Annotated in this window: 16 protein-coding genes; 8 read left to right on the top strand and 8 right to left on the bottom strand. The window is 34.1% G+C overall.

All coding sequences use genetic code 11. The features are described 5' to 3' along the window. Positions 1 to 18 precede the first annotated feature (18 nt). Entirely contained in the window at positions 19 to 885 is an 867-nt protein-coding gene (locus tag I5818_RS17485; RefSeq protein ID WP_173720048.1) for an SDR family oxidoreductase, read from the bottom strand. A 163-nt stretch (positions 886 to 1048) separates the two neighbouring features. Between I5818_RS17485 and I5818_RS17480 the strand changes: the two genes are divergently transcribed. Continuing rightward, positions 1049 to 1558 (top strand): GNAT family N-acetyltransferase, encoded by a 510-nt coding sequence (locus I5818_RS17480; protein ID WP_078110106.1) that lies wholly within the window; start codon positions 1049 to 1051, stop codon positions 1556 to 1558. Between the two features lie 278 nt (positions 1559 to 1836). Here the strand turns inward: I5818_RS17480 and I5818_RS17475 are convergent, their stop codons facing one another. The 3 genes from I5818_RS17475 to I5818_RS17465 form a co-directional block, all read right to left on the bottom strand. Continuing rightward, a complete protein-coding gene (locus tag I5818_RS17475; RefSeq protein ID WP_058004786.1) occupies positions 1837 to 2328 on the bottom strand; it encodes a YajQ family cyclic di-GMP-binding protein in 492 nt (163 codons plus the stop codon). 195 nt (positions 2329 to 2523) lie between these two features. After that, complete coding sequence (locus I5818_RS17470) at positions 2524 to 2655, bottom strand: DUF3941 domain-containing protein (RefSeq protein WP_071976845.1); 132 nt, start codon at positions 2653 to 2655, stop codon at positions 2524 to 2526. A gap of 57 nt (positions 2656 to 2712) precedes the next feature. Beyond that, a complete protein-coding gene (locus I5818_RS17465; protein ID WP_058004787.1) occupies positions 2713 to 3570 on the bottom strand; it encodes a DegV family protein in 858 nt (285 codons plus the stop codon). Positions 3571 to 3711: 141 nt separating this feature from the next. On the opposite strand from I5818_RS17465, the gene I5818_RS17460 reads away from it, so the two are divergent. Next, entirely contained in the window at positions 3712 to 4566 is an 855-nt protein-coding gene (locus I5818_RS17460) for a YitT family protein (RefSeq protein ID WP_058004788.1), read from the top strand. Positions 4567 to 4602: 36 nt separating this feature from the next. Here the strand turns inward: I5818_RS17460 and I5818_RS17455 are convergent, their stop codons facing one another. The 3 genes from I5818_RS17455 to I5818_RS17445 all read right to left on the bottom strand — a co-directional run bounded on the left by I5818_RS17455 (position 4603) and on the right by I5818_RS17445 (position 5867). Next, positions 4603 to 4791 (bottom strand): DUF3813 domain-containing protein, encoded by a 189-nt coding sequence (locus I5818_RS17455; protein ID WP_058004789.1) that lies wholly within the window; start codon positions 4789 to 4791, stop codon positions 4603 to 4605. Beyond that, positions 4791 to 4946: a hypothetical protein gene (locus I5818_RS17450; RefSeq protein ID WP_169792992.1), complete on the bottom strand. Its 156-nt coding sequence runs from the start codon at positions 4944 to 4946 to the stop codon at positions 4791 to 4793. Before I5818_RS17450 ends, I5818_RS17455 begins: the two co-directional genes overlap by 1 nt. Positions 4947 to 5054: 108 nt before the next feature. After that, the gene (locus I5818_RS17445; RefSeq protein ID WP_058004790.1) at positions 5055 to 5867 is read right to left on the bottom strand and encodes a Cof-type HAD-IIB family hydrolase; all 813 of its coding nucleotides are present in this window, start codon (positions 5865 to 5867) and stop codon (positions 5055 to 5057) included. Positions 5868 to 6047: 180 nt separating this feature from the next. Between I5818_RS17445 and I5818_RS17440 the strand changes: the two genes are divergently transcribed. The 4 genes from I5818_RS17440 to clpB all read left to right on the top strand — a co-directional run bounded on the left by I5818_RS17440 (position 6048) and on the right by clpB (position 10289). Then, positions 6048 to 6824, top strand: coding sequence for a prolyl oligopeptidase family serine peptidase (locus tag I5818_RS17440; RefSeq protein WP_058004791.1), 777 nt, complete (start codon positions 6048 to 6050; stop codon positions 6822 to 6824). A 64-nt stretch (positions 6825 to 6888) separates the two neighbouring features. Next, on the top strand, positions 6889 to 7200 hold the full coding sequence (locus tag I5818_RS17435; RefSeq protein ID WP_058004792.1) for a metal-sulfur cluster assembly factor: 312 nt from the start codon (positions 6889 to 6891) through the stop codon (positions 7198 to 7200). Between the two features lie 136 nt (positions 7201 to 7336). Continuing rightward, positions 7337 to 7516, top strand: a complete 180-nt coding sequence (locus I5818_RS17430; protein ID WP_058004793.1) for a YjzC family protein — start codon at positions 7337 to 7339, stop codon at positions 7514 to 7516. A 175-nt stretch (positions 7517 to 7691) separates the two neighbouring features. Further along, the gene (gene clpB, locus I5818_RS17425) at positions 7692 to 10289 is read left to right on the top strand and encodes an ATP-dependent chaperone ClpB (protein ID WP_078110108.1); all 2598 of its coding nucleotides are present in this window, start codon (positions 7692 to 7694) and stop codon (positions 10287 to 10289) included. A gap of 108 nt (positions 10290 to 10397) precedes the next feature. Here the strand turns inward: clpB and I5818_RS17420 are convergent, their stop codons facing one another. Continuing rightward, the gene (locus I5818_RS17420) at positions 10398 to 10580 is read right to left on the bottom strand and encodes a YjzD family protein (RefSeq protein WP_058004794.1); all 183 of its coding nucleotides are present in this window, start codon (positions 10578 to 10580) and stop codon (positions 10398 to 10400) included. Positions 10581 to 10838: 258 nt separating this feature from the next. Here I5818_RS17420 and I5818_RS17415 point away from each other — a divergent pair, with 258 nt between their 5' ends. Further along, the gene (locus I5818_RS17415; protein ID WP_071976847.1) at positions 10839 to 11555 is read left to right on the top strand and encodes an alpha/beta fold hydrolase; all 717 of its coding nucleotides are present in this window, start codon (positions 10839 to 10841) and stop codon (positions 11553 to 11555) included. Between the two features lie 130 nt (positions 11556 to 11685). Further along, positions 11686 to 12477: a hypothetical protein gene (locus I5818_RS17410; RefSeq protein WP_071976848.1), complete on the top strand. Its 792-nt coding sequence runs from the start codon at positions 11686 to 11688 to the stop codon at positions 12475 to 12477. Positions 12478 to 12537 lie beyond the last annotated feature (60 nt).

Here is a 12537-nt window from a genome sequence, read left to right as displayed (position 1 = left end):
TTTTATTCCTTCTATCCGCTAACCATTTATGATCGTACCACCATTCACATGAATAATCTGACCTGAAACATAGCTAGAATCATCGGATGCTAAATATACATATGCTGGGGCAAGTTCAAATGGTTGTCCCGGTCTACTCATTGGTACATCCGCTCCAAAATGTTCTACCTGTTCAGAGGAAAATGTTGATGGAATAAGTGGTGTCCAAATAGGACCTGGTGCGACACCATTCACTCGAATTCCATTACCTATAAGAGAAAGTGATAGTGATCTTGTAAAAGAGACGACTGCTCCTTTCGTAGAGGAATAATCAATCAATTGTTTATTTCCTCCATATGCTGTAATCGAAGCAGTATTAATAATACTACTCCCATTTTTTAAGTGTGGAAGGGCAGCTTGTACCATGAAAAAATAAGAAAAAATATTCGTTTGGAACGTCCTCAATAATTGTTCCTTAGTAATATTTAAAATACTTTGTTGTGGATGCTGTTCTGCAGCGTTATTAACTAGTATATCTATCTTTCCAAACTGTTCAATTACTTGTTTAATAGCAGTTTTGCAGTGCGTTTCATCTCCTAAATCTCCCTGAATTAATAAGCACTTTTTCCCCTCTTTTTCAACTAATTCTTTAGTATTTTGTGCATCTTGATCTTCATTTAAATAACAAATGGCAATATCAGCGCCTTCTTTAGCGAAATAGATAGCAACAGCTTTACCAATTCCACTATCTCCTCCTGTAATAATCGCTGTTTTTCCCGAAAGTTTTCCACTACCTTTATAACCTGGATTGATTGATTTAGGGATTGGGTTCATTTCTGTTTCTACACCAGGTTGCTGTGTTTGATGTTGTTTTGGTAATGTTTTTTTTGATTGTTGATTAGACATAATCTCACTCCTTTTTTTGTTAAAGCTCTTTTCCCAATTATAATTTTCATAAGAACCGTTAAAGTGTTTATTTAGGCATAAGAGCTAGAAATTAAGCTTTTACAAAAGCAATATACACGATGAAAACAGCTTTGTTAAAATAAGTTAAAGGGGGCTTTTTTTAATGGAAATTACGATTCGAGAAATTAAATTAGAAGATGCAACAAAATTACTCCAGCATACACAATTAGTGTTTACCCAATCTACGTTCTTATTAACCACTCCTGAAGAATTTACATTAACAATTGAAAGGCAACGTGACTGGATAGAGGAACAGTCAAAAATAGGTAATTATATGCTAGTTGCAGAAGACAACGGTAAGATTATTGGCTTTTTAAATGCATCACGTTCACAAAGAAAAAGAGTCAGTCATAATTGCATGTTTGGTATAAGTATTCAAAAGGATTATTGGAATAAAGGGATAGGCAGGAAAATGATTATGAAAATGTTACAGTGGGCAGAAAGTCATCCTCAAATTGAAAAAGTTCTACTCGAAGTTTTTGCTCATAATGAAAGAGCGATTCATTTATATCAATCATTGGGATTTATAGAAGAAGGAAGGAAGAAAAAACATATTAAATTTGATGATGGCACTTATATCGATGAAATAATTATGTCAAGATTTGTAAAATAATCATTGTTATTTTCTTTATTTTAGGCTCTTTTCTTAAACATTCTTCCTATTTAAGTTAACTATTTAACTATCAGCTGAAGATCGTTACACCTTTCATTTTACTGGGAAAAGAGCTGCAATTTCCATAGGAACCGCTGGAATCCTTTATGGGGTGTACAAGCCGGCATTGGGCTTTTACAAGAGCAACAAACTATACGAAAACAGCTGTATTTTAAGACATGCAAAATGAAAAATCAAAGGCAATAAAAAAACGAATAGGGCCTAATAGCCCATTCGTTCTATCGATAGTTTACAAATTGCACGTCAACAGATAGGTCTGCTTCCCGTACTGCAGCAATGATCTTTTGTAAATCATCACGACTTTTTCCCGTTACGCGAATTTGATCATCCTGAACTTGACTCTTTACTTTTACACCACTGTTTTTAATGATGGTATTAATTTTTTTGGCGTTTTCCTTATCAATGCCTTGAATAAGCTTTGCACGTTGTCGAACAGTTCCACCAGAGGCACCTTCTAATTTGCCATAGTCCAGATTTTTAACAGGAACTCCTCTTTTTATTAGCTTACTAAAGAGGACATCTTTTAATTGATTCATTTTAAATTCGTCATCAGATATAAGGACAAGCTCTTCTTTATCCAAACTGATTTCACTCTTACTTCCCTTAAAATCATATCGTGTTTGAATTTCTTTCATTGCTAGATTAATCGCATTAGTTACTTCTGAAAAATCAACATTCGATACAATATCAAAAGAACTTTCTTTTGCCATGGAGTAACCTCCTATTACTAATATAATATACAATGGCTCTTTAAAGCCTATATATTTAAAAATAGCAAATTACAAGTGGAAAGTCCAACCAATTTATTAGAGACTAAAAAAAACAAGGCTTAAATGGCCTTGTTTATTACGAGTGTTGTTTTTGGTGGATCAAAACTTAGTTTCAATCTCACACATGAGCCTGTATTATAGATGATCCGTCTTTTTCGAATATTGGTTTTTACCTGCTTTACGATTTTTCTCACGCATCATATTTTTTTCATGGCGTAATGCATTATTATCTTTTGCTTTCTTGTCGTTATCTGATGTATGTGGCATAGATTTCATTCTCCTTTCAATTAGTAACATTCCCTTATCAAAAGGAGAATATGAAAGCTATTTCTTTGCGTTTAAGAAAAATAGTGCAAGTGTTCCGGGACCTGCATGTGATCCAACGGCTGAACCAATAATATTAATATAGAAATCCTTTGTCCCAAACCGTTCCTCAATCATTGCTTTCATTTCAAGGGCAGCTTCTTCGTCATCTCCGTGACTGATACCAACCACTTGATGTTCTAAATCGATTCCTCTTTCCTCCATAACATCAAGGATTCTTTTTAGAAGCTTTTTCTTGCCGCGAATCTTCTCGATGGGGATAAGCTTCCCTTCTTCGACATGTAAGAGTGGTTTAATATTTAAAAGTCCACCTAAGAATGCGGAAGCTTTTGAAAGTCGTCCACCTTTTGCGAGGTAATCGAGGTCTTCAACTGTAAATAAATGTTCCATATGTTGACTGCGGAAATGGATATCCTCAATAATTTCTTCCTTTGAAGCCCCATTAGCTGCCATCTCAGCTGCTGATTTTACAACTAAGCCAAATCCAACAGAAGCGCATTTTGTATCAATAATTGTAAGATCTAGATTTGGATACTCTTCTTTTACTTGTTCGTGGACCATAACAGCCGTTTGATATGTTCCAGATAATGCAGAGGAGAAAGCAATATAGATCCCAGATTGATTGGATTTGGCTAATTCCGTGAACACTTCCTGAAAAGCTTGTGGTGTAGGTTGGGATGTTTTTGGCATTTTTCCTGCTCTAATTTCTTTGAATACTTGCTTAGGATTGATCGTTTGTAAGTCTTCATATTCCGTTTCATCTATGTATACGCGAAGAGGTATTAATTTCACTTGATTTTCTTGAAAAAATGATAGTGGCATATCACTGGCGCTATCTGCAAAAATTTTGACACCCATATTTTTCACCCCTAAAAATTAAAAAATATATAAATAAATTTATGAGTTCACATTTTAGTGTACCATTTTTAGCGAAAATCACAATCCTTTCAGTATGAACAAACGGGATTTGGGTAAATCAATAAAAGAAGGAGGTTGATTATGAAAATTGATTCGGTTTGGGAACATGTAAAGAAACTAGGTGTTGTTTTTATTGGTGCTGTTCTCAATGCATTTGCAATGAACTATTTTTTGAAGCCGGCAAATGTTTATGCTAGTGGATTTACAGGGATCGCACAATTATTATCTAAAATAATTACTCAATTCACACCATTACATCTATCAACAGGATTATTATTGTTTCTATTTAATATACCTGTTGCAATATTAGGATGGAAAAAGATTGGGAAGATATTTACTTTATACAGCTTTATTTCGGTAATTTTTATGTCTATTTTATTGGAAGTGATTCCAATCCAAAAAACTTCAAGTGATATCCTATTATACTCTGTTTTTGGAGGTGTTATTACTGCCGTAGGTGTAGGAATTACTTTGAAGTTTGGTGCTTCAACAGGTGGACTTGATATTATTGCTATGGTTTTATCACGAATGAAGGACAAGCCTGTTGGAAATTACTTTTTTATTTTAAATGCGGGAATCGTTATAACTGCTGGTGCCGTATATGGTTGGGATAAGGCATTGTATACTCTTTTATCACTATATGCTTCTACAAGAGTGATTGATGCTATACATACAAGGTATCAGAAACTTACAGCGATGATTATTACAAAGAGGTCAGAGGAATTAAAAAGGGCTATCCATTCAAAATTGGTACGCGGAATTACTTTGATCCCAGTAAAGGGTGCGTTTTCTAATGAAGAACGACAGATGTTAATGATCGTTATAACAAGATATGAATTGTATGATCTAGAACATATTATTAAAGAGGTAGATCCTAATGCATTTACTAATATTGTTCAAACGACTGGGATTTTTGGCTTCTTTAGAAAGGAATAAACTGAACTGGATAAAAAAATAGCTGCCATAAGGCAGCTATTTTAGTCGATCAATTTCAGATTGAAGTTCTTGTAATTGCTGCTGTTCAGCAAAGGTTGAATTAGCATATGCAGAAGACACGGCATTTTTTGCTTTAGAAATTAGTTCCTGTTGGTTTCCATTCCCAGAAGCATCTTTTGCCATTTCTACATACTGTCTCGCTTGTTGAAACAATCTATTCGCCATTATTCTATTCCTCCTAAAGAGGACTCTTTCATAAGCTCAGTTTGTTGTTCTTCTGCCTCAGCTAAAGTGGAACGATAAGGAAATCGCTCTGCATGTTTTGCCACTGCGTCTTTTCCTTGTTGAACAAAGCGTTTAGACTTGTTTCTTTTACCCAAACGAAACACCGCCTTTTCATTCAAGTGTGAACGAAATAATTATGACTGTTCGTTCAATAAATAGTATGAATCATGTTAGGAATAATAAAACGAGAAATAAATGGCATTTTATTTTAGTTTGAAAAAGTCTTCCAGAAAGACTGAAACCCCATCATCCATATTAGAAAAAGTAACTTCATTTGCAATGTCTTTCAATGGTTTAATCCCATTCCCCATTGCTACTCCTACTCCAGCATATTCGATCATTTCCAAATCATTATCCTCATCTCCGAAAGCGATAATATTTTTTTGATCAATTTGATAATAATCCGCTACCTTTTGGATACCAACAGCTTTATTTAATCCAGATTTAACGATCTCAATAATATGCCAAGGAGCTCCCCAGCGACGATGATCTATAACCTCTGCGTGCATCGTACTCAAATGTTCTCGTATATGGTGGACATGTTTTTCTTCTGCGTGAATGAGTAAAGAGGTTGGATGATCATTTAACATTTGATTGAGATTTCCTGTAGTTATATTAGGATTACCCATATGAAAAATATCTAATAGCTTTTTGTCATGATTGTGTAAATAAACATTATCTAAAACTTCCGCAACAATATTATAGACATTGTATTGGTTACATGAATTTACAATTTGCTTGGCTACATCTAATTCCATTGGACTATGGTAATTTCCCCAATTCTCATCTAATGGATGATGTACAAATGCTCCATTAAAGTTTACGATAGGTGTATTTAATTCCAATTCATGATAATATTGAACACTAGAGCGGAAAGGTCTACCTGTTGAAATCATAACAATATGGCCTTCCTGTTGAAGTCTTTTTAATGTTTTTAATGTTCTTTCTGAAATGGTTTTATTATCGGTTAAAAGTGTACCATCTAAATCTAAAGCAATTAAAAATTGATTTTTCATTTTATGTCTCCTTAAACGAATAGTTGAGTTCATAGAACATAATGTGTATTTCTTTTGCATTAGTTGTTTTTCACAAGGGTGGTTAATAGAAAAGAGCTTCTGTTAAAATATAGCTATTAATTTAAATATACTAAATGTTACAGTCAATTAGAAGGATAACATCATAGAGGAGAGAGAATAGTGGTTATTATTGAGAAACAACAGATTGATTCGATTCCCGTTTTACATCTTGTAAAAGATACAATCAAAGAACAAAAATTACCATTTATCATCTTTATACACGGTTTTGAATCCGCAAAAGAACATAATTTACATTATGCCTATTTATTAGCCGAAAAGGGTTTTAGAGTGGTGTTACCTGAAGCAAAATACCATGGAGAAAGAGAGGACAATATTTCACAGACTGAAAGAATGTTCCGTTTTTGGGATGTGATTATTCAAACCATTCATGAATTAAACACAATAAAGAATTTTTATGTACAAGCAGAACAGGCAAATGAGAAATCTATTGGCGTAGTTGGTACTTCAATGGGTGGGATCATTACCTTAGGTGCATTGACACAGTATGAATGGATACGTACAGCCGTTAGCTTAATGGGAAGTCCGAATTACGTAAAATTTGCAAAGGCACAAATTGAGCATTTTAAAGAAATAGGTGCCCATATTCCATTCTCAGATGTTCAGCTAAAAGAACAGTATCAAGCGTTAGAACCTTATGATTTAAGTTTACAACCTTATAAACTTAATGATCGCCCATTAATGTTCTGGCACGGAAAAAAGGATAAAATGGTACCGTATGACCCAACATTTGCATTTTACAATCAAGTAAAAGATCAATATAAGGGAAATCCTGATACTATTTACTTTCTAACGGATGAAACTGCAGGTCACAAGGTTTCACGAGAGGGTCTTCTTGAAACAGTAAAATGGTTTGAAAAATGGTTGATAAATAGCTAAAAATTTTACAATTCAGCGATTTTTGATATGATGAAGATAATCGAAAGATGAAGGAGTGAAAGTAATGGATGCGGATTTAAAAGAAAGTATTCTTGGTGCGCTTGAGCAAGTAATCGATCCAGAACTAGGGATTGACATTGTAAACTTAGGACTTGTTTATGATATAGAAATGACTGATGAAGGGAAAGCGATTGTTACAATGACTTTGACCGCAATGGGTTGCCCACTTGCTGGCATAATCGTGGACCAAGTTCAGTTAGCATTAAAAGATCTTCCTGAAGTGAAGGATACAGAAGTAAATATTGTATGGAATCCACCTTGGTCAAAAGAACGCATGTCTCGCTATGCAAAAATTGCCTTAGGTATTCCAGATTAATAAAGGGAACATTTTCGTTCCTTTTTTTTATAAACATTTTTTAAAACTTGTTTCTGTTAACTTTTCCCTAGTAAGAACTTGTTGAAATTACACAAAATAAATATTGTGGTGATTCTTATTAAGGGGGAATTTTCTCATGGGACAAAGTCATCGTTTTAGATCAGGAGATAAAGCTCCGAACAACGGTATTTATGTTGAAATTGGAGAGACTGGAAGTCCAGTTGTCAATCCAAAGCAAGTAAAGTTAAAAGCTGGGGATCATTTTCCGGAATCTTCAAATCATAATCGTCAATGGACATATAAACGCAAACCTTAAAAGGGTGGCCCAAAATGGGTCATCTTTTTTCAAATAAAATAGTATATAAAAAAAATCGCGGATATATCAAATTTTACGCAGATAAAATTGTAAAGCCGCGGCTATCGATTACATACAAATAGATTTACTAGGAATATAAAGTGATTTCACATAAAATATGGGTGAGGTGAAAATGATGGACATTCAAAAATTCACATTTACAGTTCAGGAAGCCATTGCTTCCGCACAGCAATTAAGTATCGAGTACCAAAATCCAGAAATTGATATTGTTCATTTATGGAGCGCATTAATCGAAAAGCCGGATAGTCTCCTAACCAGTATCTATCATCGAGTCGGTCTTGATACAAACGAAATTAAAGAAAAACTGAATCAAATGATGACGAAAAAGCCTCAAGTCACTGGAAGCAATCAAAACCCATACATATCGACTCAATTAGCGAATTTATTGAATGAGGCTGAAAAGGAAGCTAAGAAATTTGAAGATGAATATATTTCAGTAGAGCATCTTATTCTTGCCCTAATGAAACTTCAATCAAACGAAATCGTAGAATATTTAAGAAAACATCATATCACGAGTGATTTACTAAAGGAAGAAATCATGAAAATAAGGGGGAATCAACGCGTGACTACACAAAACCCTGAAGCGACATATGAAACATTAAAAAAATATGGTCGGGATTTAGTTGCTGCCGTTAAAGAAGGAAAGATAGATCCCGTTATTGGACGAGATAGTGAAATTCGGAATGTGATCCGTATTCTCTCGCGAAAAACAAAAAATAATCCTGTATTGATTGGTGAACCCGGTGTGGGGAAAACAGCCATTGTAGAAGGATTAGCGCAGAGAATTGTAAGGAAGGATGTTCCCGAAGGATTAAAGGATAAAACCATCTTTTCCCTAGATATGGGAGCGTTAATCGCAGGTGCGAAATTTCGTGGAGAATTTGAAGAAAGATTAAAAGCCGTACTTCAGGAAATAAAAAAGAGTGATGGACAAATATTACTGTTTATAGATGAGCTTCATACCATTGTGGGGGCTGGTAAAACAGATGGGGCAATGGATGCTGGCAATATGCTCAAACCGATGCTTGCAAGAGGAGAACTACATTGCATTGGTGCGACAACCTTAGATGAATATCGAAAATATATTGAAAAGGACCCCGCTTTAGAACGACGTTTTCAACAAGTCTTAGTAGAAGAACCAACCGTCGAGGATACGATTTCGATTTTACGAGGTTTAAAAGAGAGATTTGAAGTTCACCATGGCGTCAATATTCATGATCGAGCCCTTGTTGCAGCGACAACTTTATCCAATCGCTATATTACTGACCGTTTTTTACCTGATAAAGCCATTGACTTAGTAGATGAAGCTTGTGCGACGATTCGCGTTGAAATTGATTCTATGCCAAGTGAATTAGATGAAGTAACGCGACGAGTAATGCAATTAGAAATTGAAGAGGCAGCCCTGAAAAAGGAATCGGACGAGGCGAGTAAAGAACGGTTGGAGTTATTACAAAAGGATTTGGCGGATTTAAAGGAAAAAGCCGATGAAATGAAAGCAAAATGGCAGGCTGAAAAGCAAGAATTACAGGTTATACAAGAGAAACGAGAACAGTTAGAAAAACTAAGAAGGCAGCTTGAAGAGGCAGAAAATAATTATGATTTGAATAAAGCAGCAGAGCTAAGACATGGTAAAATTCCTGCACTTGAAAAGGAATTGAAAAATATCGAACAATCGATGTCTGCAGATCAGAAGGAAAATAAATTATTGCGTGAAGAAGTAACAGAAGAAGAAATTGCTGAGATTGTTGGTAGATGGACAGGAATCCCCGTAACAAAACTTGTGGAGGGTGAACGGGAAAAGTTATTAAGACTAGAACAAATCCTTCATGAACGAGTGATAGGCCAAGATGAAGCAGTAAAATTAGTGAGTGATTCAGTATTACGAGCAAGAGCTGGTATTAAAGATCCTAACCGACCGATTGGCTCATTTATTTTTCTTGGACCAACGGGGGTAGGAAAAACCGAGCTTGCTAAGGCATTAGCTCAAACTTTATTTGATAGTGAAGAACATATGATTCGAATTGATATGTCCGAGTATATGGAAAAGCATACTGTTTCTAGATTAATTGGAGCACCGCCTGGTTATGTAGGCTATGAAGAAGGTGGTCAATTAACAGAAGCTGTAAGAAGAAAACCATACTCTGTAATATTATTAGATGAAATAGAAAAGGCTCATCCTGAAGTATTTAATGTGTTATTACAAATTCTTGATGATGGACGTGTGACTGATTCCCAAGGAAGATTAGTTGATTTTAAAAATACAGTTATCATTATGACCTCTAATATTGGCTCAGTCTTCTTGTTAGAGCGTAACAATATCGCAGAAGAAATTTCAGAGGAAACGAAGGAAAAGGTATTAAGTCAACTCCGAGCATCCTTTAGACCAGAGTTTTTAAACAGAGTGGATGACATTATTCTATTTAAGCCATTGTCCATTGAGAATGTAAAAGGTATTGTCACTAAATTGATTCAGCAACTCCAATCTAGGTTAAGTGGTCAATATATTCATTTAACTATTACAAATGAAGCTTTAAGTAGAATCGCAGAATCAGCTTATGATCCTGTTTATGGAGCAAGACCGTTAAAGCGGTATATACAGCATCATGTAGAAACAAAACTAGCAAGGGAAATTATTGCAGGAAATATACATCCACAAAGTACTGTCGTAATTTCAGTGGAGAACGGTGAACTAATAGTAACAATCGAAAAATAAAGGGATTGTCTAAAATGAAAAGGGACCTGACACCATAACACGATATCTAGAAAAACTAGATAAAGTAGTTTCAGATGGTATCAGGCCCCTAATAGACAATCCCTTTTATTAATGAGTTTCCACTTCTGGTTTCGGAATAGCTGCTGCTAAAATCGCAATTAAAACAGTTGCAATAACGCCGATAATGGAGATCGTTTGAATACTATACTCTGTATTCGTCATTGAACTTGCAACATAACCTAATACTTGCACAAGAATAAAAGTCCAAAAAAGAGTAGCGATAAATTTCAATTCATTCACCCCGATTATTTTAAATTATGTATATAAATGTAAACATTATTAAGATTTCCGTTTCATATTATCATAGCTAATGACTTTTATAAATGGATTTCACAAAAATTATATAATTTATATTAAAATTTATCTAGTTTTAGGTAAATCCACTGTCTAAAGATAAAAGGCTTGCATACATTATAATGACCAATACTGTAAAAATGATTGTTAAATTTACACGAACTTTTCAATCGCTATTAAGAGGAGTTTTAAATAATGTTTGTCACATTTTTGTTTGATCAACAATGGTGTATGTTACATTATCCCAAAAGACCTAATGGATTTGCTGTACTTATATTAGGGGATCAACAGCACTACGTTCATGAAAATTCAAGCGTCTGGATCGAAAATACAGGACGAGCAAAAATGATTGATCAGTTACTAGAAGCGGGTTACACCGTTTTTTATTCTAATTTATTTGGGAAAAACTGGGGGAATCGTCAGGCGGTCGATCACGCATATAATCTTTACCAAATTATTATGAGAAAAGAAATATTGAATAAAAAAATTCATATATTTGCAGAAGGGATGGGAGCCCTTATTGCAGCCCAACTGATTTTATTAATGGAGAATAATATTCGTTCTATCGTCTTATTTTCACCATGCATTTCACTTGATGATCATTTGCAGCAAGAAAAGGACAGAAAATTTTATTATAAGAAATTAATGAAGGAAATCGAAATTGCTCATAATGAGAATAAAGTCAACTTAAATATGAAGGAAACCTATGAAAAATTAATGCAACCACTATGTTTTATACAAGTTGTCGATCAAAATTTATATAAGGATCAACAAAGTATTATTCATGCTATTATTCAAACTCGTAAACAACATAAAAGACAAGTAAATAATCATTTTATATTGCAAGAAAATCGCGAATATATTACTAAAAAAATGATTAAATTCCTACAAGAAAATGAGCGTATTATATAAGACAATCTAGCGGGAGCTGTGTGAGCTCCCTTTTTACTTTTTTCATATAGGAAGACATAAAAATAATTTAAAGAAGGGCTGCATACGATTATTTATAAGGATGAGTTATTTATAAGAGGGGGTCTTTTTTATGGAGCAGGCCATAGTTTTTGCTGCTCAGCAATTTATAGGCTTTGAGCTTTGTAAGCAATTGTTAAATGAAGGATTTGAAGTGATTGCTTTGGAGCATGAGATGATGTTAGATGAACAGGCAGATGATAAATGGCTAGAAATCGGAAGAAATGCAAATCTAACCTATGAAATGATAAATAATTCTTTACAGCTCAACCATTCATCATATATTTGTTTTATACCATTATATGATTTATTTATTCAACGTAATAATGAAATCGTAGAGGATTGGCATAAAAGCTTTACAACACTTTATCAGCTGATTGAACCAAGAGTTGAATTAATTATTTTCATTAGCCCTGCCCAATGGAGAGTTAACGAAAATACAATCTATCAAGAGATTAAAAATGAAATATTACAAAGCACAAGAAAATCTCATTGGATTGAATTTTTTCTACCAACTATCTATGGTCCATGGCAACCAAATCAATTTTTATTTCAACAGCTTATAAATGAACAACAGTATCAAAATTACATAGATGATTTGGAAGATGCCGTTTATATCGAGGATGCAGTCCGAACAATTTTAAATAATACTGGAACGGAATTATATGGAGAGACAGTCTTAATTGAAAGTGGTCATACAGATATGTGGTGGAAGTGTGCAAACTATTTAAATCCAACTTTTCAACGAAAGAATCAACTGGAAAGTCAAAAAGTGGAGAAAATCTCAAAAAAGATTAGTGTGAAAGAAAACATGTCATTTGAACAAGCGCTTGAAAAGCAAAAACAACATTATTTTCGGAAATAATAATTTATTTGCATATTTTCCTTTCAGAAGTAAAATAGAAAAGGAATTTATTTAACGCTT

The sequence above is a fragment of the Heyndrickxia oleronia genome (assembly GCF_017809215.1).
GTDB classification, from domain to species: Bacteria; Bacillota; Bacilli; order Bacillales; family Bacillaceae_C; genus Heyndrickxia; species Heyndrickxia oleronia.
Note: the sequence above shows the minus strand (reverse complement) of the source record. Positions and strands in the feature narration are given on the sequence as shown.

Excerpts from the sequence above, each read along its gene's own strand:
- I5818_RS17485 (WP_173720048.1), bottom strand. The coding sequence starts at position 885 with ATGTCTAATCAACAATCAAAAAAAACATTACCAAAACAACATCAAACA.
- I5818_RS17480 (WP_078110106.1), top strand. The coding sequence starts at position 1,049 with ATGGAAATTACGATTCGAGAAATTAAATTAGAAGATGCAACAAAATTA.
- I5818_RS17475 (WP_058004786.1), bottom strand. The coding sequence starts at position 2,328 with ATGGCAAAAGAAAGTTCTTTTGATATTGTATCGAATGTTGATTTTTCA.
- I5818_RS17470 (WP_071976845.1), bottom strand. The coding sequence starts at position 2,655 with ATGCCACATACATCAGATAACGACAAGAAAGCAAAAGATAATAATGCA.
- I5818_RS17465 (WP_058004787.1), bottom strand. The coding sequence starts at position 3,570 with ATGGGTGTCAAAATTTTTGCAGATAGCGCCAGTGATATGCCACTATCA.
- I5818_RS17460 (WP_058004788.1), top strand. The coding sequence starts at position 3,712 with ATGAAAATTGATTCGGTTTGGGAACATGTAAAGAAACTAGGTGTTGTT.
- I5818_RS17455 (WP_058004789.1), bottom strand. The coding sequence starts at position 4,791 with ATGGCGAATAGATTGTTTCAACAAGCGAGACAGTATGTAGAAATGGCA.
- I5818_RS17445 (WP_058004790.1), bottom strand. The coding sequence starts at position 5,867 with ATGAAAAATCAATTTTTAATTGCTTTAGATTTAGATGGTACACTTTTA.
- I5818_RS17435 (WP_058004792.1), top strand. The coding sequence starts at position 6,889 with ATGGATGCGGATTTAAAAGAAAGTATTCTTGGTGCGCTTGAGCAAGTA.
- I5818_RS17430 (WP_058004793.1), top strand. The coding sequence starts at position 7,337 with ATGGGACAAAGTCATCGTTTTAGATCAGGAGATAAAGCTCCGAACAAC.
- clpB (WP_078110108.1), top strand. The coding sequence starts at position 7,692 with ATGGACATTCAAAAATTCACATTTACAGTTCAGGAAGCCATTGCTTCC.
- I5818_RS17415 (WP_071976847.1), top strand. The coding sequence starts at position 10,839 with ATGTTTGTCACATTTTTGTTTGATCAACAATGGTGTATGTTACATTAT.
- I5818_RS17410 (WP_071976848.1), top strand. The coding sequence starts at position 11,686 with ATGGAGCAGGCCATAGTTTTTGCTGCTCAGCAATTTATAGGCTTTGAG.